Raw genomic sequence first — 22491 nt, 5'->3', positions numbered from 1 at the left:
TGGCACACGGTACGAATTTGACACAGTACAAATACTACCCTTATGCCAGCTTTTCGTTTCGAACCCATGTACGCCAAAGAGGCGCCAGCAGAAGATTACTACACTGCTAGGCGCCTCTTCCTATGTTATTCCGAAGCAGAACCTGCTGCCCCGTCTGTTTCTAGCTCTGGTTCCGGTGCACGTTTTGCCTTCGGTTTAGCAAGCTTCTCCATCATTTTCCGCCCTGTTGGGGTCTGAGCCAGCCCCCCCTGAGCCGTCTCCCGATGCCTACTCGGCATAGCACTGCCCACTTCAAGCATGACATCAATGACTTCATCTGACGGAATGGCGCTACGTACTCCGGCAAGCGCCATATCAGCAGCCGCTAGAGCGGTTACGGCTCCCAGTCCGTTGCGGACGATGCAAGGAATTTCGACGAGACCTGCGACTGGATCGCAGATGAGACCGAGTGTATTTTTTAACGCCAAACCAACCGCATGAACGACCTGCTCTGGCGTACCTCCACGCAGCTCCACCATAGCACCCGCTGCCATACCAATCGCGGAGCCCACTTCAGCCTGACAGCCACCCTCCGCACCGGAGATAAACGAATTGTTCGCAATTACATAACCGATCGCTCCAGCGCAGAACAATCCATTAACCAGGTGCTCGTCACTCCAGCCAAAACGCTCTTGGGAACTGATGAACACACCAGGGATAATGCCACATGAACCCGCTGTAGGGGTAGCAACAATTCGCCCCATGGATGCATTAACTTCAGAGACACACAGGGCATACGCCATCGCAAGTGCTGAAGCATCACCTGAGCAAGTCTCCCCTTTACGAATGTATTCCGCCATCCTCTTGCCGTCTCCACCAGTCAGACCACTACGGGACACCGTATCTTCATTCAGCCCTTTATGAACCGCTTCCTTCATCACCTGATAATATTCCGACATCTGCTGCACAACATCTGCTTCGGGTGTATTCGTCTCTTGGACTTGTTCTTCAATCATCAACTGAGCAATGGTCTTGGATTCAGCCGTACAGATCGCATTCAGTTCATGCAAATGCTTAAATCGCATCTGAACTCACTCCCTTCTTCAAATCTATTACACGAATATCCAGCACATGATCCAGCGACTTCAAACGGCTTAACATATCCGGGTCTGGTGCTCCATCCATCTCCATTGCAGTCAAGGCTTCACCATCCCGAGCTTTCCGGTCTACCTGCATATAGCCAATGTTCACGCCGGAGGAGCTAATCGTAGACGTGACAGATGCAAGCACCCCTGCTTTATCAGCATGACGCAGCACCAATGTTGGAAACTCCCCACTGATCTGGACGCGAAAATCATTCAAGGCGTGCACCGATACACTGCCGCCGCCAATGGAGGCACCGATCAATGAACATTCACGGTCACCGTGCCACAGCTCAATTTTGACCGTATTGGGATGGGGCGCAGGCAGGCCACTTGTGAAAAACTCAACCTCCATACCCGCCTGTTCTGCATACTCTTCAGCATCCGGTATTCGCGGATCATCTGTCGCATAATCAAGTAATCCACCAATTAGAGCAAGATCTGTACCATGTCCTTGATACGTATCGGCAAACGATCCGTATAATGTCAGCCGGGCGCGCTCTGGCGTGCAACCCAACCACTGACGAGCTATTCTGCCGAGCCTCGCCGCTCCAGCCGTATGTGAACTTGAAGGCCCCGTCATCGACGGCCCTATAATTGAGAAAACATCTTTAAAACGCATCCAAAACCCTCCATTTGTATTCGTCATGTTCATCCAGATACTCAACCATAATGTTCCATTATTACTGAATGATGACATCAAAAAAGGACAGAAGAAGGCCTTAAGCCCTCTCTCTGTCCTCGATACCTGAGAGTTTCATGATCAACAGCGTTCAGTCGATACAGTGCATGCCTTGTTCTTCCACATACTGTACCAGGCTGTTTAATCATATACCCCTTGGGTGGCGCATCATGCGCACTCTCCAGAGTTGCGTCCAACGATGGTACATTTACCTGAGAGATTAACCGCCGCGCCGGGTGCGCAGGCAGCTTGCTCCTTCGGTGCCTGATCGCAGGCCATCTTACTCAGCTCGCACAGGTCTCTCCCGCTCGTTATCATTCGCTGTATTAAAATCATAAAACATTTAGTCATTTGACGAAAACATAATCTTACTCTTTAAGATTAATCGACCGGAAGTTTCATGTCAATAAACTTAACGATTTGTTGGTTATCCACTACATGTAAGCGTTAACTACTGTGAACTTTTGTCACATCGGTATTCAATTTACTCATTTATCTACATCTCTGTTGTTAATTCTATGTATGTTCAGGTGTGTCCTATGGTTCGGGTATTCAGGCAAGCTTCTCTCCGAAACACCCTTACGACACACCCCTGCTCCAACTTACTTACTTACTTACTTACTTTTTTGTCGATCTACCTCACTTATGCATTTCGTTCCCAGCTTCGGTCTAACCTACTTCATCGTCGCACTCTTTGTTACAGCCTCTTGATAATATGAACTTCTTGAAGGAAGCAAACTAGTAATCCATAAGATAAGTGCCACTAACATCATCGCCGCCGAAACAACCGTATACACCAGACGAAGGGATAAATATTCTGCCACTACCCCTGCAATCAAAATAGAAGCCACCTGAAGCGCGCTCAGCATCAGTCCAATGACACTGCTCATCCTGCCCATGAGATCTACTGGAATATTATTTTGGTAAAAGGTGACCAGACCTGTGTTGGCAAGTGCCGAACACAACCCAAGTAGGATAAAGGCGAACGCTGCCAGCTCGAAGGAAAACGAGCGTGCAAATAGGAAATAACCAAGCGAGACCATAAACACGCCAATCCCCATCATATGACGGATCGGAATATGTTTGGCGAGCAGGGTGACAAGCAACGAACCGACTAGATAACCGATGCCGGTAACGCTCATCAATGCCCCATATTGAGATTCGGACAAGTTCATCACCTGACGAATAAACACAACTTCCTGTGCATCCAGCGACATGCCAATGACGAGAACAATCTGAAATATGACGTATATCCCGACAACGTAACCGCTCTTGCGACTAAACCTCAGTACGGCTTGCCAGTCCTGAGCGATGATCCGTGGTGACAATCTTGACTTCCCACCACTCTGCTCACCTATACCTAGTTTAGGCAACAGCATAAGAATCAGTGCCGATACGGCAAACGAAACACTATTCACGTAGATTGCTGCTGCAGGGGATAAATAAAACAATAACACACCAGCCACAGCAGGCCCCGTAATAAAAGCTCCTGAGCTAATGAGTGCCTGCAACGAATTGAATCGTTTGCGCCGCTCAGCCGGTACAAGCCGAGTAATGTACACCTGGGAAGAAGGTACAAATATTGAGGATGACATACTAATTAGAAACATCACAGCATACATCATCCACAGACTTGAAAATAAGGGAAGTGTGGCTACCAGCAATGCCCGCACGATATCCGCACCAATCATCAACTGACGTTGATCGTAGCGGTCAATAACACTGCCTGACCAGAACTTGGTGCATACTGAGGCGATTGGCGAGATGATCCATAACCCCGCTACAGCCGCTGGAGATTGCGTCATGTTCAACACCATCAGGTTGATCGCCACAATGTATATGAAATCACCCAGATTGGATATGCCAACTCCACCCAATAACAGTCCAGCATGCTTCCAACCACCAGGCTTGTTACCAGGCTACTCTACCCGCCCCTGGCTGTTCTCCATCTGTCGTTTCCCCCTCGACTTTTAATAGAAAGAACTTGTGCTTATACCCACACGCTAGATGGCGGAACAGGTATAACTGCTTGACTCGGCATGGCAAACGGAATCCCAAGGAAGGCTCCACTACCGGTTCATATCTTACTAGGCACAGCATGCCGAGCAGCTTGATGCATCCAATTCTGGACGGCAACTGCATGGGCTTGATCCAAGAAGGTCGCCTTCCAGCCGCCACGGTTTACCATCAATGTTGCCTCTACAGTTAGTAATGACCTAGCACGTTGACGGGATGTTGCTATGGCATTCACCGTAACCACATGGGGGCGGCGCATTAACACGGTTAAACGGGAGATCTGCCGATGGCGGATTAACAATTGCTTCCCGTATATGTTCAGCCCTTCATCCTTGTAGCGTGCATATCCCCACAAACCGAACACAGGCAGCAGTACGAACAACCCTATACCCACCATGCCAAAATATATCGTTCCTGCGATTCCAACTAGCATGGCAATCAGCAGTTTCCAACGGAGAAACAACCAGAGCGCCCGTGGCGGCGGCTTCGCTATATCTGCTTGTAATTCATATTGTGGCACGATGCTTGCAAGCAGCTCATTCACCTCACGCATAGGTAGCAGTGGGTGAAGCATCATTTTTTTCTCCTTCTCGGAAGTCAGTACATAAATCTCAACCTCCGCATACCCGAACGGTTGACGCAGCAGTCCTTCTCGAATAGCTACTGCCTGCACCTTGGTAGGTGAAAACACATGCTTTTTGCGTTCTAACAGACCCGAGACAATGGAGATATTCCCACCCTCGCGTTCTACCGTGAACCCAGCATACTTAATCGTAAATAACACCGCTGATAGAATCCAAGCGAGTAGAAACATGAGAGGAATAAGACCTAGCCACCAAATGGCAGGCAAACTCCCCGCTTCCTCCACTAGACGTCGATAAAAGTGATCTGGTAACAGATCATCTGCGAAGGAATAGGTCCCTGTGGCAAAAACGAGAAGAAGCGGCAGATTCATGGTTGTTAATGCCCCCACGAACAGTCTACCCGCCGACAATCGCAGTAGCGGCTCCTGCTGCACAGGCACTTCCGTTTCAACAGGCGCTGGAACTTCTAAGCCATCCACCCTGCTCAGTCTAGAATCTACACCCCGCTCATGAGCCGATCCTAAACCGGATTCAGTTCCCGGCTCACCTTCAATTCCGGCATACTCACCATGGATTCCTGTCTCTTCACTAGAAGTCTCCATCTGTTGTTCGGGCGTGATGGCAGCAGGGTCTTTCACCACGGCCTCACTCCGCTTCTGATACAACCACCGCTCCACTCGCTTCGCTTCATCAACACGTAGCGCCGGTAACACACCATCCGCCTCTTTACTGCCACCGGGTGTCTCAATCTTAAGTTGTGCGATTCGAAGGATTCGCTGAATTAGAGGCTGTTGTGTCTGTACAGCATGGATCCGGCTGAAATAGATAGATATCTCTTCCCTTACAAACATCCCCCGCCGTAGCACGATGCGATCCTCTTGCAAGGTATAGCTGAATTTCCGCCATTTCAACCAGCCATATAGAAGAGAGGGCAGCAATACAACCGCAATTCCTCCTGCGTAGAGATACCAAGGGATTGCACTCCAATTAAGTCCTTTGAGTACTACTAGAATGAAAAACGGCAGTAACGATTTCAGGACACTGAATAAGGGAAATAAAATATAACTTTTGTGTAGACGCCTTGTTTCATTCAGTTCATTCATCTCGATCTTCCACCTTGGCTAGATGCCCGATATTTCGTTTGAGTTGCTCCGCTTCCTCACGCTCCAGACCAGCGATAACAAGTGTCGCTGCCGCAGTAACGATACTGACCTTAGCTAATCCATATTTACGCAGCAACGGACCGCTCTCCAACTCTACCTGCTGCACACGTGTCATAGGCACAATCGTATCGGTGATCCACAGCCAGCCGGAATGAATTTCAAGCTCATCCTCAGCAACTCGGAAACTGAAATAACGATATTGAAGAGCTGGCAGAGCCCAGCCAAACCACATGAAAGACACGATGAACAGCCCTAGTGCAGCCCAGCCTGGCCACAACGTCCAATCTCTAGCCCATGCGACAATCAGATATCCAATGGCCAAAAGAGTCAACAGCCCATTGACCATAAGGGTCGTCAGGGCTGTAGCTTGTTTGACTTTTGGGTGGAGACGCCGCAGTTCTCTGTTATTAAGCTCTGTGTTATCCATTGCGTGACTCACACTCTCCTACAATTCAAATTAAAACTAATTTGAAAGCTTCAGTTCCTTCGCCCAAGCCTGAAGCCTCTCCATCGTCCATTCTTCGTTCTCACCCATAATGGAGTAACGCAATCCATTCTCAGTCCATGATATGTTTCGTATGCTCTTCATATACGAACCCTCGGTACCCCGAACTTCCACCTTGGATTCATCGGGCAGCAGTGTATTATCAACATTTTCATCCGGCGCATTGAATACCGTTAGACTCACTTCAACCTTGTCGTTGTTAATGTAATACAAGGTCACTTCATTCCTGCCAACCGCTCCGCTTGATGAATACATCTCAATCCGTGATAGCTCCAACTCACCGTTCATATCCTGCAAAAAGGGTTGTCCCAAAGCTTGTTCGGCTTCTTCCAGACTCACTTCCGAACGCTGGGCCAGATCGTTCAGATCCTTCACATCGACTTCCTTGGGGATGTCAATCACGAATGTATCCTCAGAAAATTCCGGATCATATTGTATCGGATCATAGACCATTTCTGACTTTTCATCACCATATGTGCTGATGACTTTAACAATCATCCATGTTTTAGGGTCTACCCAATACTCGGAGGAAATGGATAAGGTGCCCTCTTCTTTCGGCGTCAGCTTAATGTGAATGACTTCCTGTTCATGAAGTTCTTTCTGTCCCATCATATCCACATCATGGGAATCCCGCAACCTTTCCAGCTGATTCACCAGCATCTGTTTTTGAGTCTGTTCAGGCTGTTGTCCCATGGCAGATACGTTCATTGAATACGCCGTGCCCGTCTCTTTTTCGTAAATGGTAATGTTCGTTCCGTCATTGACCGCGTAGCTGATATTGCCATTCTCCTCTGTTTCTGTGCGCTTACGCCCTGTCTCTCCATCGACCCATTCCTTAATGTGCATGGTATGACTCAATTTGTCATCCGACCACATTTTCATTACACCTTCGGCATAGTATGAAGCGGGTTTCGTTTCTGCATGGACAACTTTCTCAATCATCTCATCTCCTGAAAGGCCAACCAGATCCTTCTCCGCGCAACCTCCGAGCAGTGACCCTGCAAGTAGGGCTGTACCGAGCATCATCCATCCTTTTTTGATCATTGTCATTCATCCTCTCTCATTTCGTTTAAGGGCTTTACATCTCAGGCAATCGGCATGCAGCCAGCGTACCTAATCCTTCTGCCGACCACATGCGCATCTCACCTCCATGCTTGATGGCAATCCGTTTGGCTATGCTTAATCCCAAACCCGAACTGCCCGCGTACACCTTCTCTTCCTGGTTCTGATGTTGAACATAAGGTTCAAAAATACGATTCAGCTGTTCTTCGGGAATAGCAGGCCCTTCATTTTGCACCAGAATTAATGTTGATCCCGTTCTGAAGTTATCTAGCTCCAACACCAGTGTTGATATGATCCATTCTGGAAGCTGCTGATCTGAAGCAATAACACCCAGGCCCACTACACCGTTTGTGCTTGTGTGACGCAGTGCATTGTTAATCAAATTATCTGTCAGACGCATCAGTTGCTCGGGATGAAGCCGGTAGAGGCGGTCTGTGCGGACAACCGTTTTCACATCAATCTGTCCATGCTCGACGAGTCCCCCATAACTTCCGAGAAGCATATCGAAGAACTCTTCTCCTTCCACCTCAACCATAGCCATCTCCAGTTCACTGGAACCCAGCGCCGTATACATTTCAAGTTCACCAATCATGTGCTTCATCCGGTTCACATTACCAAACAACACATCCCGGTAGTCTCGTCTCTCTGAAGGTTCCAGCGGAGTACCAACACTAAGTGCCTCCGCATAGGCACTGATGGACATTAATGGAGTCTTCAGATCATGAGACAGCGAAGCGACCATGAGCTCTTTCTCTTTTTGTTCCTTCTCCACCTCGGTCTGAGTCTGCCTGACTTTCTCCTGCATCGCATCGAATTGCTCTAGCAGCATACCCATTTCATCCCGACGTGCCGCCGGTACGTCATCCATGGGAATTTCCCCTCGCGCAAATGCATGCATTCGGTCCATCAGATGTCTCATCGGCCGAAAAAGCTTTCTGGATAGCAGCCAGAGCACCGTGCCATATAATAGGATAAAGAAAACACCGGCGAACCCAATGACCCAGGTTGTCCGAATCGAGATGCCTTCCAGCCACTCTCTGCGAAGCATGGTAATCTCGTATATCCCAATCAGCTTGCCTTTTTCCCATACTGGCTTTTTCAGCGTAAACGTACGATGACGAATCTGCATGTCGTACAAATTGCGATATAGCTCCGAACCCCTGACGGTATAGGCTCCAGCAGACAAGGCATCCCCGCCGGATGTATACACCCGGATACCTGAAGGTAAATAGAGGTCTACGTTCACTTGATCGCTAGCCAATCCAGAGAGCGAAGCATAGGCATCTGAAGATTGTAGCCGATACAGACCCGGGTCAGACAACTTCTGCTCAATGGGAGCCAGCCGTCCGGATAACTCTATATATTCCGCTACGGAGCGCTGGTCGCTATGGTAGTTGTACAGGGAAATTAGTGCCCATCCTGCAGCGACAGGAAGCAGCATCACAATAAGAAAGGCAATCATCAACCAGTACTTCAGCTTCATTCCACTACCTCTCCTATAAATCGGTATCCGCTGCCCCACACAGTCTGAATCCAGCGTGGTTGATGAGGTTCGTCACCCAGCTTGGCCCGCAGGCTCTTTACATGGACGGTAACCGTACCTGAGCTTCCCGCAACTGGCTGATTCCACACATGTTCATACAGCTCAGCTTTGGTGAATGCACGGCCTGGATGAGAGGATAGTAGCGTGAGTAAAGCCCACTCCTTGCCTGTCAGTACGACATCTTCCCCGCGAATCTGGACCTGTTGATTGAATGGGTCGATCGACAACTCGTCGTTGTATTGTTGATGGGTCGATTCCGGCTTGACACCCTGGTATCTGCGATATCTGCTCAGGTGGGATTTAATGCGGGCTGTAAGTTCTGCCAGGCTGAACGGCTTGGTAATATAATCGTCAGCGCCCAGACCGAGACCCCTGACCTTACTCTCTTCTTCGATGCGCGCACTCATCATAAGCAGCGGAATGTCGCTGATCAGGCGGATATTTTTACATACCGTGAACCCGTCCATCTCCGGCAGCATTAGATCCAGCAAGACCATTTGATACGTTCCCTCCCTGAAATCTTCCCAGCTCTCCAGACCGCTCGAAGCCCAAGTTACTCCATATCCCTCACGCCGAAGATGGTCCATCAAAATGCGGGCAATTTCCGGATCATCCTCCACCAGCAATATGTTCACATTGTCTCTCATCGCTGTTTCATCCTCTCATGACTGTATTGTAGCGAAATCCATATACATCTCCGCAGAGTTTATACTTTCTTCATAATTGCGTTCTTCAATATATGAAACAATACGTACGCAAAAAGAGCCCCCTGAGTTCAGGACGCCCCAATTACATTGGTTGACGCATGTTGTCGTGATGTCTTCGTCTCTGTGCTATACATATTATAATTCAAGAAGATACCGCCATTCTCGAACGTCTTCCGAATCAAGCCAAAGTCCTGACTGGTAAAGATACCCCTTCTTCCAGCTTATTATCGTATCATGACTGTTTTGGCTGTGGCAAACTTTCCCAATATTTTGTTTTAAACAGTTTTGATGGTATTTATCTTTTAGATGTAAAAAAGAGCATAAACCCTGGCGCGTTCGCCCAAGATTTATGCTCTCTTATTTCTCTATATGCTCTATCTTACATTAGTTCCGATGTTCTCCAACCACTCCAATTGAGATTAACCGAAACGTCCCATAATGTATTCCTGTGTCAGGCGATTGTCCGGGTTGGTAAAGATATGCTCTGTATTCCCGTGTTCAATCATGCTACCCAAATAGAAATACGCGGTAAAGTCCGAGATCCGTGCTGCTTGCTGCATGTTATGCGTTACAATAACGATCCGTAGATCCTTCTTCAGTTCGGAGATCAATTCCTCTACTTTACCCGTAGATACCGGGTCAAGCGCAGATGCTGGCTCATCAAGCAGCAAAATCTGCGGGTCAACCGACAATGCGCGTGCGATACACAGACGCTGTTGTTGTCCACCAGATAGTGACAAGGCGGACTCGTTAAGTCTGTCTTTTACCTCATCCCAAAGGGCTGCACGGCGCAGGCTTTTTTCCACAATCTCATCCAATGCCTTTTTACTCTTCGTACCGCGATAGCGGGGGCCAAACGCGATATTGTTATAAATAGACTTATGGAATGGATTGGGCTTCTGCCACACCATGCCGATCTTCTGGCGAAGCTTGATTACATCTGTACCCGGCTCGTTCAGGTCATTACCGTCCATCCAGATATGACCTTCTGTACGAGATCCGGCGATCTCATCATTCATTCGATTCAACGAACGAAGGAACGTCGATTTACCGCAACCTGACGGGCCAATAAGCGCCGTCACGCTCGCTTCAGGGAATGCCAGACTAATCTGTTTAACCGCCTGGAAATGCCCATAATATATGCTTAACTGTTCCGTACCAAAAGGTATGGCCATGTGGGATTCCTCCTTATTTCGAAGCTGTCATGCGACGGTATACAACCCGACCGATCCAGCGTGCACTTAGATTGAAAGCCAGCACGAGAATGACAAGGACTGCGGACGCACCTGCTGCAACTTCCTTGGAATCTGGGCCAATGCCTTCACTGTTAACTTTCCAGATATGAACGGCCAGCGTCTCTGCTGGACGGAATGGATTGAGCGGTGATCTAGGGCTCGTTGGATTCCAATCTGTGAAATCCAGCGGCGGGCTACTCATCCCTGCTGTAAACATGAGGGCAGCCGCCTCACCAAAGATCCGACCAGAAGCCAGAATCGTACCCGTAATCAAGCTCGGTAGAGCTACAGGCAGCAAGATGGATGTGATGATCTTCCACTTGGACAAGCCAAGTGCCAATCCAGCTTCCTTCTGCTCTTTAGGAACTGCACGGAATGCCTGCTCAGTCGTCCGTACCATCAGTGGCAAGTTGAAGATCGCAAGCGCCATCGCACCTGAGATTAGGGAGAAGCCCAGGCCAAATGTATTTACAATGAGTAAGAGTCCGAACAAACCGATAACGATTGACGGGAAGGATGACAATACCTCAACGACCAAGCGAATGAAGCTTGTAATGCGTCCTGGCTTGGCATACTCCGCCATATAAATTCCTCCGCCCCATCCGAGCGGAATCGTAATAATGAGTGTTAATACGAGCAAGAAGATCGAGTTGAAGAGCTGCGGTCCAATACCGCCTCCACCTTTGAGCATCTGCGGTGCACTGGTCAGGAAGTTCCAGTCAATATGACCAATTCCTCGTGCCAAGATGAAACCAAGTAACCCAAGCAACAATGCAACGATGAACAGTGCGAGCACAACGATGACGTAGGTAGCAATTTTATCTACTGTTTTGGCCTTCATTCTCATACCCGGTTTCTCCTTTCAAGCAAGCGAACCAGAATAACGAATACAAAGGTCATTACGAGCAATACCAGTGCCATACTCCAGAGCGCATTATTATGAACCGAACCCATTGTCGTATTACCCATACTTAAGGTGATAACACTTGTTAACGTTGAAGCCGATTCAAGCAGGGAAGTCGGTACATGTGGTGCGTTACCGATAACCATCTGCACAGCCAGAGCTTCACCAAAGGCACGAGCCATACCCAATACAACCCCTGTCAACAAGGCAGGTAGAACCGTTGGGATGATGACACGATAGATCGTTTGCCAACGTGTAGCACCTAGAGCATAAGAAGACTCACGAAGCCCTTTAGGAAGAGCGGAGAGAGCATCTGCCATAATACTCGTTACTGTAGGTAAGATCATAACAGCTAAAACCAAACATCCAGCTGCAATCCCGACGCCAGCTCCACCGAAAAGAGTACGCATCAAAGGTACAATTACACTCAGACCGATAAATCCATAAACAACGGACGGGATCCCAGACAACAGCTCAATCGCAGGTTGTAAGATCTTTTTCCCTTTGCCCGGTACAATCTCCGTCATAAAGAGTGCTGCACATAGGCTGAGTGGACTTGCAATCAAAGCCGCCAGCAAGGTGGTTGTAAAGGAACCCGTGATGAACGGTAATGCTCCATAGGCTGATGGTTCCGCAGATGGGTTCCACGTTCTTCCAAATATGAATTCACGTAAACTCACGCCATCCCGGAAAAAGGTCGTCAGACCCTTGGACGCCACAAAATACACAATGGAAAACATAACAACGATCAGAAAAACGACACAAATCGACGTATAAATACGACCTGTCCAATCTTCCCAGTAATGTTTCTCTCTCAAGGGCCGGCGAGGTTTCATGTTGCTGTTCATTACCGTTCCCCCTTCGGTCTGTTCCATAACAACCATCCTTCATCGTAGAATTAATGTAAAATATGGGATTATTTCATAAACCGCGCAAAGAGGCTGGACCTAGGTCCGCCTCTCTCGCTGTATGAGCAAGTTCAAAGATTATTGAGTCACTGCGCCAGTTGCATCGCGTTTAACTTTCATACCGGATACTGGAATGTAGCCCAGTTCCTTAACGTCTGTCAGTTGAATTTCGTCACTCAGCATGTAATCGAGGAATGCTTTGGTAGCTGCATCCGGCTCGCCTTTTGTATACATGTGTTGGTAAGCCCATACTGGATATGTTCCAGCTTCAACATTCTCAACGGATGCTTCTACGCCTTCGTATTTCAGAACTGTCAAGCTGTCATCCAGGTAAGAAAGTGCAAGGTATCCAATAGCGCCTGGCGTTTCGGAAACCAGCTTCTTAACTGTACCTGAGGAATCTTCTTGAATAGATCCTTGGATATCTTCTACTTTTGTACCCAGTGCGAATTTCTCGAATGTTGCACGAGTTCCGGAACTACCAGGACGGTTAACGATAACGATTGCTTGATCCGCACCACCAACGTCTTTCCAGTTCGTGATTTTCCCGGAGAAGATGTCGATCAATTGTTGCTTCGTCAGGTCTTCAACACCTGCATCTTTGTTGCTAACTGGAGCAATAGCGACAACTGCTACTTGGTGGTCAACCAATTCTTTTGCTTTTGCTTCGTCTTCCAACTTCTCTTCAGCAAATACGTCAGAGTTACCGATTGTAGCTTGTCCGTCAGACACTTGTGTCAGACCAGTACCGCTACCGCCGCCTTGCACTTGTACTGTTACGTTCTTATATTCATCAACTGCCATAAATTTCTGTCCAGCTTGCTCAACCAAAGGTTGTAATGCTGTAGATCCAACAGCCAGAATGTTACCGCTAAGCTCAGCAGCTCCTTCTGTTGCTGTACCTGAACCATTACTTGCAGAACCCTCTGTTCCAGCGTTATTGTTCGATCCACATGCTGCAAGCACGAGTACGAACGACAAGGTCATCAAAATAAACGGCAACTTTTTAAACATAGTTTTGTTTTCCTCCCCCAATTTAGTGACGGCGTTTTGTGAATTTGTGTGTTCACCATCAACTCTTTAATCATTGTAGTTTCGGTATGTCATCTCAAAATCATTGTTTTGTAAACGCAATGTTAAAAATATAGGCTGTTCATTGGAAATTATTTGGGATTCTATTGTGCGCTAAGTAGGACGCTCCGGGAACGGACGTTGCTTCAATCGCTGTTATCCCCGGATATATATGATTTAATTTTTCCAAGGAAAACATCCAGGGATAAAGGCGAACGCTCCGCTTTTCCACAATCGTTCCGTTCCCTGCGCTATGTCAGCGCTCATCAGGACTCCCAAAACCTTTCAATCTACAGCCTAGGAGGAGGGCAGAAAAGAGCAGACCGACAAAAGAATTATTCCACAGCCAATTGTTAACGGTGTTTAACAATTAGCGATGGAATTCAGGAGAGGCTGGAGTAAGAGTTGTTTCTTCTATATAAGAAAGGCAAAAAGAAACACATGAGAAATCGCACAAAAATTAGCGCTATCCCAGAAACCAATCGGCAACACAAAAAAACTGCTCACAGTGAGTGCATCAGCACCAACTGTAAGCAGTTTTATACTAAATTGTTTTTATAACCTAAACATTTACACGAGAACGGAGAGGACAGAAATAACATGGAGAAGTGGAGCGATCGAAAAGTTATTCTGTCATCGTAGTAGAAAGTGTACCTATTTTAGTTTACTAACCTAGAATCCACAACCATAACGCCAGACCCGCAAGCGTAATTAGCAATGTCGGTATGGTTAAGATCACGCCAACCTTGAAATAATATCCCCATGTAATTTTTGCACCTTTACGTGATAACACATGCAGCCATAACAGCGTTGCAAGTGAACCGATCGGTGTCATTTTGGGGCCAAGATCCGAACCGATTACATTACCGTAAATTAACGCTTCACGCACAATGCCTTCCGCATTCGAACTATGGATCGCTAAGGCGTTAATCAGCACGGTAGGCAGATTGTTCATCACCGAGGATAACACTGCAGCAATGACACCCATACCAACAGATGCTGCCAGCACCCCATGTTCTGCGATCGCATCAAGCCAGCCACTCAGGTGGTCGGTCAAGCCTGCGTTACGCAGCCCGTATACGACGATATACATCCCAACGGAAAATACAACGATTGACCACGGTGCTTCCATCACTACCCGTTTCAAATTAACGGCTTCGCTCTTACGCGCAAGCCAGGCAAATAGCAGTGCTACAGCACCTACGATAACTGAAACTGGAATCGGGAGAAACTCACTTAGCGCATACGCAACCAGCAGTAGCACTAACATGAACCATGCAATGCGGAACATACGCGGGTCACGAATAGCTTCCTTCGGATCACGCGCAGCGGTGATATCATAACGAAGCGGTATGCTTTTACGATAAAACAAAAATAACATTACTGTGCTCGCGACAATGGAAAATATATTGGGCACAATCATCTTCACCGCATATTCTAGAAACGTAATGCCAAAATAATCAGCAGATACGATGTTAACTAAGTTACTTACGACGAGAGGCAATGATGTTGTATCCGCAATAAAGCCACTAGCCATGACAAAAGCTAACACCATGCATTCATCGAACTTAAGCGCTCTTACCATAGCCAAGACGATTGGTGTCAAAATAAGTGCTGCGCCATCATTGGCAAAGAGTGCAGACACAGCCGCGCCAAGCAAGATTGCGTATATGAATAACCTGCGTCCATCGCCTCCAGCAAGTCTAGCCATATGTAACGCTGCCCACTCGAAGAACCCCGTCTCATCAAGAATTAATGAGATCATGATAATACCGACAAAGGCTAGCGTTGCATTCCATACAATGGAAGCGACATCAGATGCATCGTTAAAACTAACAACACCGCAGAGCAGTGCTAGAATCGCTCCACCCATAGCAGACCAACCAATCCCCAGCCCTCGCGGCTGCCAGATGACCAGTGTAATGGTTAAGATAAATATTAAGATGGCTATATATGTCATGAATCCTCCTGCGCCCCTAAATTCTTCTATTATACGATTACACCGCAACCGGTACGGAATAACCAGACGATCTAGTTATACAGGGCAACAGGAGGATTGTCTATCTTTATTTTCTTGCCGTAAATGGTTTAGATCGTTAATCCGTTATCACTTAGGATTTATCGCTCTTCTTCGGCGTATCTTCTACCATTTTGAACATGCCCAAAAGTCCTTGGAGCTGTTCAGCCATGCTGTTCAAATGTGCAGAAGATGAAGCAATCTCTTCAACAGATGCTAATTGTTCTTGAGACGAAGCCGAGACGGATTCGGTGTTCGCCGCCGATTCTTGCGTTACGATGGAAATATCATTCATCGCTTGCGCTACTTGAGATGCACCATGTTCCATCTGTTTTGTTGTTTCGGACAGATCATCAAGTGTATGAACAACGTCCTCTACGGCAGTGCGAATCTGAGCAAATGATTGCCCCGATGTATTCACCGCTTGAATACCATCGCCTACACGATTCTGGGCTGCATTCATCGCATGAAGGGCTGCATCCATATCCGTTCGGATATTATGAACCAAATCCCCGATCTGTGCCGCAGAGCTTCCGGATTCCTCAGCAAGCTTGCGCACTTCTCCAGCTACAACGGCGAAACCTCGACCAGCATCACCCGCTCTTGCCGCTTCAATGGATGCATTGAGTGCGAGCAGGTTAGTTTGTTTGGAGATGGAAGCAATGACATCAACCATGCTACCGATCTCTACGGAACGTGCATTCAAGGACTGCACCACCGTCGCCAGTTGTTCTACCGTTTCCTGAATGCTATTCATCTGCTCCATCGCTTCGCTTGCTGCCTCATTACCTGAATGAGCCGCACCCGAAGTATGACGCATATTCGTAGTAATAGATTGCACACGTTCAGACATAAGACGTACGTCTTCCGCCATACGGCTCATTTGGCTCGAACCTTCTTTGACACTCTTCACTTGCTGTTCTGCCCCTTCGGCAAGCTCCTGTACTGCCAGCGTAGAGTGCTCAATCGCTTTGGTCGTTTGTTCTGCACTAGCCGACAATTCCTGCGAAGAAGCCGATACTTGCTCTGTCGTTTCTTGCACACCCAGAATCATCATGCGCAGGTTATCAACCATTCGTTCAAAGTATTTCGCCAAGTCACCCACTTCATCTTTGCGACCTGTTTCCATTTTGACAGTCAGATCCCCTTTACTTACAGCTCTAGCTGATTCTTGCAGTCGTTTGATTGGACGCAGCATGGAGCGCGTAAACCAAATAATAAAGATGAGCGTAAGGAAGGTAGCTGCCAGAATGACAATAAATGTTGCCATGCGAATATCTTTACTTGCTTCGGTTACTTCACTTTTAAACATCGTGCCGGCAATTTTCCAGCCTGTTTCTTCATTAGTTGAGAATATCATCATTTTCGGTTGATCATTGTAAACGTAATCGAACTGACCTTCTTGCTTCTCAAACATTTCATTTAAGGTGTCGCTTTTCTCCTGCGTTCCAGCTTCCACTACTGGAGAAACGACATAATTTTTGTTGGCATCCATAATAATGACGTAGCCTTCTTTGCCTACCCTGATGGATGCCTGCTCACGCAGATCCGTCAGATCCATAGAGAGACCAATTACAGCGGATTGATCGCTCAACGTTTTGGAAATAAATACAACGGCTTTTCCATCCGTATTAAGGGATACATTTGATACAGCGGCAGTGCCTGGCTTCGCCATCGCAAGCTTGTACCATTCCCGTTCCCTTGGATCGTAGGCATCGCCCCGCAAGCTACTTTCCGTCGGTTTTCCCCGAACCATGACTCCCTCTGTCGTACCTACAAAAATATTATTTGCATCCGGATGCAAACCCAGATACTGCTCCAGCTTCGCCTGAAGCTCAGTGCTATCGTTTTCTCCCTTAATTAGGTTTGAATCAAGAGAATCGGCAAAATAATTAATGTCGTTGATTTTATAACTGACTTGGCTCTCCACGATGGCATTCGCTGTACTCACACTTTGCACGGCACTATCCATCATTTGTTCTTGCACGCTGTTCTCAGCAATAAGTAACGTCACGAAGCCGATCGCTATACTAGGCAGAATTAGAACCGCCAAGAACGAAACCAATAGTTTGTTCCTTATGTTCCAGACAAAGCCTTTCTTTTTAGTTTTCTTTTTATTATTTTTTGGTTTGACCGGTTTAGCTGCTTTGGTTTGCTTTTGATCCTGACTCATCACGTTTCTCCCCCTCAAATATCTGAATTGTCCTCATTCTCTTTTATGTATGGACTACTCTTAAAGGCCTATATTATATATCGGCTAGATGGGGGTAATTATTTGATATAAAAATGGACGTTGCATGCCAAACAAGCCAGCTTCTAGACGAAGTGACTCGTTCGAGGTTTAAGAGCATACTGGATATTGATCATATTTTCAATTCGAATAGGTTGGGGGCTGTGCTGAAGGTTTCCCAAAATAATATCCCTGTGCCAGCTCTATGCCGGCAGAACGACAAAAATCAAACTCTTCGATACGTTCCACGCCTTCAGCAAGCACTTGGCCGCCAAATCGACGAGACATCTCGACAATATGTATGATCTTCTGCTGTTTCACAGGATCAGCGTCACAATGATCAATGAGACTCCGATCAATTTTGACAAAATCCGGTTCCAATCGATTCATCAGTTCGATCGTCGAAAATCCGGCTCCCACATCATCCAGCGCTACAGACATCCCATGATTCCGATATACCTGAAAAATATGTTGTAAGGCATCCATATGCTTAATCGGCTCGGTTTCGACAACTTCAAAGACAAAGTCCTTAGGGTCAAGTCCTAATCGTTCAATCACTTCAAATGTATGTGTTAAGCAGTATTCGGGGTTGTATATAGAGGAAGGCAAGAAGTTAACAAAGCGCTTAATTCCTTGTGGCAAAAAAACGGAACTCGTCTCGATGGCGGAGATCCGTGCTGTGCGGTCTAGAAAGGAGTGCAAGCCCGTATCCCGAGCAATCTCAAACAATTCATAAGCATTAAATGATCTTCCATTCTCAGCAGGACGAAGGAGAAATTCATATCCAATAATTTGCTGTGAAGCATCCACAATGGGCTGCATATGGCTACTGAATTTTTTCTCTAAAATAACGGAAACCATATCTGCATGCTTGAACCGATTCTCCAGCAGTACCAGACTAATCCAGTCTTCCTGGTCTGCCTGCTCTCGCATCGCTCTCACTTGAAACGAGATAGCCTCCAATACGGATGGATCCAGCCTCCCGATCTTCTCCAGCTCACTCTGCAGCATGTCAAGATTGTCAAAATGCACCCAGATATAGTGATCTGAATGCTCGACACTCATCCCCTGCGTTTGCAGCGCTTCCAGCAACATGGGGGAAAACGGACGCAGATACAGAGTACCTTGATCCTCAATCGGATAAATTGGACTGCAGCCACTGCAATTCATGTAGAACCCCCTTGCCATTCATTAATGTTATTAGTATATACCCAAAGTTTGTAAATATTATAGCACGGGTGTCGAAATTAATCTCTACTGTTTTGGTGACTTCCTCTATGACGGGAATTGAACTTTCGAGTAATCAAAAAGACCGACAGTCTCAAGACTGTCGGTTGTAATGCTGCATATTTAGGAAGCAGGAATTATGATTTTCTGTCCAACTTTCAAATTGTGCACATCTTTAATTGCATTTGCCGTTACAAGTTTGCGCCAGTCCACACCATATTTCAAACCGATACGGTACAGGTTATCTCCTTTTTTTACCACATATACAACGTTGTCCTTAGCAGGTTTTTCAGGTTGTGGCTTAGGTGTTGGAGCCGGAGTAGGCGTTGGTGCCGGTGATGGCGTTGGAGCAGGCTCAACTCCTGTTCCAGGAGTCGTTGCAGCGTCGCCTGTCAATTTCAAACCATACTCAGCAAAACCATCCTCGTTCGTACCGATGAAGGACATCGCTGGATTAGCTTCAACCAGAGCCTTCGCATCTGGAGAAGAAGCAAACACCACTTCAAGGTCATTCAATGCTGCAGCAGTTACACCTGCTGACGGTTTAATTGGAGCCAATGACCAGTTCCCATCAGCTGTTGGGTTGATCGTTTTGTTCTCACGGATATAATCAATAATCACTTGACGGTTCTCATCCGGTGCAGCCAGAACGATGCGTTTACCATCTGGATTTGCTAGTTTAGATGAAGAAGCACGATAGTTATTGGTAGCTACAATGAACTTTTGCTCTGGATCAACCGGTTTGCCTTCAAAGCTCAAGTCTTTAATTCGACTTGCGGATGCGTTAACAACCGTTGCTTTGGCATCGTATTTCGCCGGTTGCGTTACATCGATCTGATACGTCACCCCATCAATAACGTCAAAGTTATATGTTGGGAAATCCATATTGATCAATTGTTGTTGTCCACCTTTGGCAGGGTCGATCTGATTGAATTGTCCCGCAGACCATTCGAGCCATTCTTTGAGTTCAGCACCGTTGATCTCAACGGCATGTACTGTATTTGGATATACGTACAGATCCGCTACGTTCTTGATTGCAATCGTTCCTGCAGGAATGTTCGTGTAATACGAAGCACCTGAACGTCCGCCTGCTTTGAATGGCGCTCCAGCAGACAATACAGGAATATTTTCATACTCTGTTCCTTGCAGATGTTTCTCAACATACCATTTCTGTGCATTCGTTACGATCTGAATGGATGGATCGTCCTGAACCAGTGCGAAGTAGCTGTTAATTGGTGCAGTTGTCTCACCAACCGGACCACGAACATACTCAAGCGTACCTTCGTGCTCCTCGTGAACAGCATCAATGATCTCTTGGTCAGCATCCACCAACGGTTTTTTGTTCACTGTGTCATAGATTGGGCGTGCTTCTGTAGAAGAATCCACTACTTTCCACTTACCGTCTACTTGCTCCAGATCCAGATCGATAATGCCAAGATGATCTCCCCAGAAACCTGGCTCAACAGATGGAACGCCGTTAATTGTACCTTTTTCAAGGTCTACACCTTTTTTGCCTGCAAAATCAGCACTCGGGAAAATTTTGTGGGCATGTCCGAACAAGATTGCATTAATGCCTTCAACTTGGCTCAGATATAATACGGAATTCTCCATCAGATCTGTTTGAGGGATATCCTCGAAACCGGAGTGAGGAATAGCCACAATAATGTCGGCACCCTCAGCTTTCATTTGTGGAACGAATTTTTTCGCAGTAGCGATAATATCTTTGGCAATGACTTTGCCCTCAAGATTAGCGCTATCCCATTGCATAATCTGCGGTGGAACGAAGCCAATTACACCCACTTTGATCGTGTGCTCTTTGCCATCTTCGTCCGTTACTTTTTTGTCCAAAATTTCATATGGTGTGAAGTAGTTCTTGTCATTTGTCTCATCATCATCACCGTCATCGATGTATACATTGGCATTGATATAAGGGAAATTAGCGCCTTCCAGCGTCATATCCAAGAAATCTAGCCCATAATTAAACTCGTGGTTACCAATGTTCCCTGCATCATAATCAAGCAGGTTCATTGCTTTATATACAGGGTGAGTTTCACCCTTTTTCAGCGGATCAATCTTGGCAACATAATCCCCTAGTGGGTTCCCTTGAATCAAGTCACCATTGTCAAATAACAGGCTGTTTTTCGCTTCGTCACGAGCCTTTTTGATCAGGGTTGCTGTCTTAGCCAGTCCATACTGATCGGTTTCTTTGTCAGAATAATAGTCGTAGTTGTGCAGATTGACGTGAATATCTGTCGTTTCCATAATCCGCAATTTAACTTTGGCAGCGTCTGCAGCCGATACAGGTACTGGAAATACCGCAAGCACGTTAAATGCAATCAAAGCGGCAGTCAGGCTTGATAATACTTTCTTACTTTTTTTCAAAATAACCCCTCCCGGTTATGTACATTGAATCATGCATTAGTACGCAAACGAACAAGCGCAGACCAAGATAGATTCCATGGGTTGTGCGTGCTGAGCTTCTGATGAACCCATCAAAACCTCAGGTTAGTTTATCTCACATGAACATCTATTCATATCTGTGCGTGTCGTTTACATTCCAAATAATACCGCAATGTGAAGTCATTGAAAAGCTTTATTTTTTACGTTATCCGCACATACCCGCATCACTTTACATAATCATGCGTAATTTCGACAAATTTCTCGCGCTTTTATGTAAAAACAGTTTACTTCCCGTGCCAAATACGTATATTACACCTAGCTTACATGTATATCCATTTTAGAACGATTATGTCTGACCTCAAAAAAACCGCGAAGCCACATGGCCTCGCGGTTGAAACCTCTGCCGAAACAGTGCATTCACGCATCGTTCGCAAAAGGTGATTCATACGTACGAATCTTATTGTTCCCACACTTGATGTTCATGATCTTTCCCTGTATATTCAATCCGCGTTGGTGTAATGTCCAGAATGACATAATTCGGATCCTGAGGACCGTCAAACCATGCCTTCAATTCATCATTCCACACCTGCTCACGCAAAGCTTCATTCTTCGTAATTTCACACGTTCCTTCAACCTCAACAACTTCTTTGGAGCCACCCGACTCATAACCAAGCAGAAGGCTTACATTCGGATTGTTCTCCAGTTCCTCTACCTTATGCGTACGACGATTCGTTGCGAGATGAATGTTCATTCCATCGTTAAACAGAGCCATGTAACGAGATTTGGGTTTGCCATTTTCCACTGTTGAGAAGCTGCAAAACGGATTGTTCTCTAATGCCTTTACAATGTTCTGTTCCAATTCAGTCCGGTTCATGGGAATTGCTCCTTTCGGGTTTGGGGGTATTTTGACAGAAGCTGTGTGTGACGTTACGGTTACGGATCGTTCTTTCGATCGCTGTTGTTTCTGAATTTTCTCATTTAAATTTCTAACGGTATAAAATTCAGAAACAAAGGCGAGATTATGCTTCCGAAGTAGCTTTCTTACAGAAAGCTTTTAGCTTCGCTTCTTCAGAATCGATTCCGTTCCCTTCACTACTTTCAGAGTTCTTCAACTGG

At 46.6% G+C, this 22491-nt stretch carries 18 protein-coding genes and 2 riboswitches; all 18 genes read right to left on the bottom strand.

The features are described 5' to 3' along the window. Nucleotides 1-125 precede the first annotated feature (125 nt). Nucleotides 126-1064, bottom strand: a complete 939-nt coding sequence (sdaAA, locus tag J2T19_RS18670) for an L-serine ammonia-lyase, iron-sulfur-dependent, subunit alpha (RefSeq protein ID WP_307218328.1) — start codon at nt 1062-1064, stop codon at nt 126-128. After that, on the bottom strand, nt 1054-1743 hold the full coding sequence (sdaAB, locus tag J2T19_RS18665) for an L-serine ammonia-lyase, iron-sulfur-dependent subunit beta (protein ID WP_307218326.1): 690 nt from the start codon (nt 1741-1743) through the stop codon (nt 1054-1056). Before sdaAB ends, sdaAA begins: the two co-directional genes overlap by 11 nt. Nucleotides 1744-1854: 111 nt before the next feature. Then, nucleotides 1855-1990: riboswitch (glycine riboswitch) on the bottom strand. Between the two features lie 4 nt (nt 1991-1994). Then, nucleotides 1995-2120, bottom strand: a riboswitch (glycine riboswitch). Between the two features lie 357 nt (nt 2121-2477). After that, the gene (locus J2T19_RS18660) at nt 2478-3680 is read right to left on the bottom strand and encodes an MFS transporter (RefSeq protein ID WP_307218324.1); all 1203 of its coding nucleotides are present in this window, start codon (nt 3678-3680) and stop codon (nt 2478-2480) included. Nucleotides 3681-3714: 34 nt separating this feature from the next. Further along, a complete protein-coding gene (locus J2T19_RS18655; protein WP_307218322.1) occupies nt 3715-3873 on the bottom strand; it encodes a hypothetical protein in 159 nt (52 codons plus the stop codon). 7 nt (nt 3874-3880) lie between these two features. After that, nucleotides 3881-5506 (bottom strand): PH domain-containing protein, encoded by a 1626-nt coding sequence (locus J2T19_RS18650; protein WP_307218320.1) that lies wholly within the window; start codon nt 5504-5506, stop codon nt 3881-3883. Beyond that, nucleotides 5499-6005 (bottom strand): PH domain-containing protein, encoded by a 507-nt coding sequence (locus tag J2T19_RS18645; RefSeq protein ID WP_307218318.1) that lies wholly within the window; start codon nt 6003-6005, stop codon nt 5499-5501. Before J2T19_RS18645 ends, J2T19_RS18650 begins: the two co-directional genes overlap by 8 nt. Before the next feature lie 24 nt (nt 6006-6029). Further along, nucleotides 6030-7115: a LolA family protein gene (locus tag J2T19_RS18640; RefSeq protein WP_307218316.1), complete on the bottom strand. Its 1086-nt coding sequence runs from the start codon at nt 7113-7115 to the stop codon at nt 6030-6032. Between the two features lie 34 nt (nt 7116-7149). Beyond that, entirely contained in the window at nt 7150-8616 is a 1467-nt protein-coding gene (locus J2T19_RS18635) for a sensor histidine kinase (protein ID WP_307218314.1), read from the bottom strand. Continuing rightward, entirely contained in the window at nt 8613-9323 is a 711-nt protein-coding gene (locus tag J2T19_RS18630; protein WP_239292994.1) for a response regulator transcription factor, read from the bottom strand. Before J2T19_RS18630 ends, J2T19_RS18635 begins: the two co-directional genes overlap by 4 nt. Before the next feature lie 479 nt (nt 9324-9802). Continuing rightward, entirely contained in the window at nt 9803-10558 is a 756-nt protein-coding gene (pstB, locus tag J2T19_RS18625) for a phosphate ABC transporter ATP-binding protein PstB (protein ID WP_056703901.1), read from the bottom strand. 13 nt (nt 10559-10571) lie between these two features. Beyond that, the gene (gene pstA / locus J2T19_RS18620; protein ID WP_128104270.1) at nt 10572-11459 is read right to left on the bottom strand and encodes a phosphate ABC transporter permease PstA; all 888 of its coding nucleotides are present in this window, start codon (nt 11457-11459) and stop codon (nt 10572-10574) included. A gap of 2 nt (nt 11460-11461) precedes the next feature. Continuing rightward, the gene (gene pstC, locus J2T19_RS18615; RefSeq protein ID WP_307218310.1) at nt 11462-12370 is read right to left on the bottom strand and encodes a phosphate ABC transporter permease subunit PstC; all 909 of its coding nucleotides are present in this window, start codon (nt 12368-12370) and stop codon (nt 11462-11464) included. A 138-nt stretch (nt 12371-12508) separates the two neighbouring features. Then, nucleotides 12509-13444 carry a phosphate ABC transporter substrate-binding protein PstS family protein gene (locus J2T19_RS18610; RefSeq protein WP_307218308.1) on the bottom strand — a complete coding sequence of 312 codons (936 nt, stop codon included), beginning with the start codon at nt 13442-13444 and terminating at the stop codon, nt 12509-12511. Between the two features lie 724 nt (nt 13445-14168). Further along, entirely contained in the window at nt 14169-15461 is a 1293-nt protein-coding gene (locus J2T19_RS18605; protein WP_307218306.1) for an arsenic transporter, read from the bottom strand. Between the two features lie 151 nt (nt 15462-15612). Then, nucleotides 15613-17691 carry a methyl-accepting chemotaxis protein gene (locus J2T19_RS18600; protein ID WP_307218304.1) on the bottom strand — a complete coding sequence of 693 codons (2079 nt, stop codon included), beginning with the start codon at nt 17689-17691 and terminating at the stop codon, nt 15613-15615. Between the two features lie 198 nt (nt 17692-17889). Beyond that, the gene (locus J2T19_RS18595) at nt 17890-18918 is read right to left on the bottom strand and encodes an EAL domain-containing protein (RefSeq protein WP_307218302.1); all 1029 of its coding nucleotides are present in this window, start codon (nt 18916-18918) and stop codon (nt 17890-17892) included. A gap of 180 nt (nt 18919-19098) precedes the next feature. Then, nucleotides 19099-21357, bottom strand: a complete 2259-nt coding sequence (locus J2T19_RS18590) for a bifunctional 2',3'-cyclic-nucleotide 2'-phosphodiesterase/3'-nucleotidase (protein WP_307218300.1) — start codon at nt 21355-21357, stop codon at nt 19099-19101. Nucleotides 21358-21832: 475 nt separating this feature from the next. Next, nucleotides 21833-22249 carry a pyridoxamine 5'-phosphate oxidase family protein gene (locus J2T19_RS18585; protein WP_145050166.1) on the bottom strand — a complete coding sequence of 139 codons (417 nt, stop codon included), beginning with the start codon at nt 22247-22249 and terminating at the stop codon, nt 21833-21835. Nucleotides 22250-22491: the final 242 nt, after the last annotated feature.

Origin of the sequence: Paenibacillus tundrae, assembly GCF_030812775.1 — a bacterium.
GTDB lineage: Bacteria > Bacillota > Bacilli > Paenibacillales > Paenibacillaceae > Paenibacillus > Paenibacillus tundrae_A.
This window is presented reverse-complemented; position numbering and strand designations above follow the sequence as displayed.

What these genes read in the sequence shown, in the direction of transcription:
- sdaAA (WP_307218328.1), bottom strand. Translation starts at nt 1,064, where the DNA reads ATGCGATTTAAGCATTTGCATGAACTGAATGCGATCTGTACGGCTGAA.
- sdaAB (WP_307218326.1), bottom strand. Translation starts at nt 1,743, where the DNA reads ATGCGTTTTAAAGATGTTTTCTCAATTATAGGGCCGTCGATGACGGGG.
- J2T19_RS18650 (WP_307218320.1), bottom strand. Translation starts at nt 5,506, where the DNA reads ATGAATGAACTGAATGAAACAAGGCGTCTACACAAAAGTTATATTTTA.
- J2T19_RS18640 (WP_307218316.1), bottom strand. Translation starts at nt 7,115, where the DNA reads ATGATCAAAAAAGGATGGATGATGCTCGGTACAGCCCTACTTGCAGGG.
- J2T19_RS18635 (WP_307218314.1), bottom strand. Translation starts at nt 8,616, where the DNA reads ATGAAGCTGAAGTACTGGTTGATGATTGCCTTTCTTATTGTGATGCTG.
- J2T19_RS18630 (WP_239292994.1), bottom strand. Translation starts at nt 9,323, where the DNA reads ATGAGAGACAATGTGAACATATTGCTGGTGGAGGATGATCCGGAAATT.
- pstB (WP_056703901.1), bottom strand. Translation starts at nt 10,558, where the DNA reads ATGGCCATACCTTTTGGTACGGAACAGTTAAGCATATATTATGGGCAT.
- pstA (WP_128104270.1), bottom strand. Translation starts at nt 11,459, where the DNA reads ATGAAGGCCAAAACAGTAGATAAAATTGCTACCTACGTCATCGTTGTG.
- pstC (WP_307218310.1), bottom strand. Translation starts at nt 12,370, where the DNA reads ATGAACAGCAACATGAAACCTCGCCGGCCCTTGAGAGAGAAACATTAC.
- J2T19_RS18610 (WP_307218308.1), bottom strand. Translation starts at nt 13,444, where the DNA reads ATGTTTAAAAAGTTGCCGTTTATTTTGATGACCTTGTCGTTCGTACTC.
- J2T19_RS18605 (WP_307218306.1), bottom strand. Translation starts at nt 15,461, where the DNA reads ATGACATATATAGCCATCTTAATATTTATCTTAACCATTACACTGGTC.
- J2T19_RS18600 (WP_307218304.1), bottom strand. Translation starts at nt 17,691, where the DNA reads ATGAGTCAGGATCAAAAGCAAACCAAAGCAGCTAAACCGGTCAAACCA.
- J2T19_RS18595 (WP_307218302.1), bottom strand. Translation starts at nt 18,918, where the DNA reads ATGAATTGCAGTGGCTGCAGTCCAATTTATCCGATTGAGGATCAAGGT.
- J2T19_RS18585 (WP_145050166.1), bottom strand. Translation starts at nt 22,249, where the DNA reads ATGAACCGGACTGAATTGGAACAGAACATTGTAAAGGCATTAGAGAAC.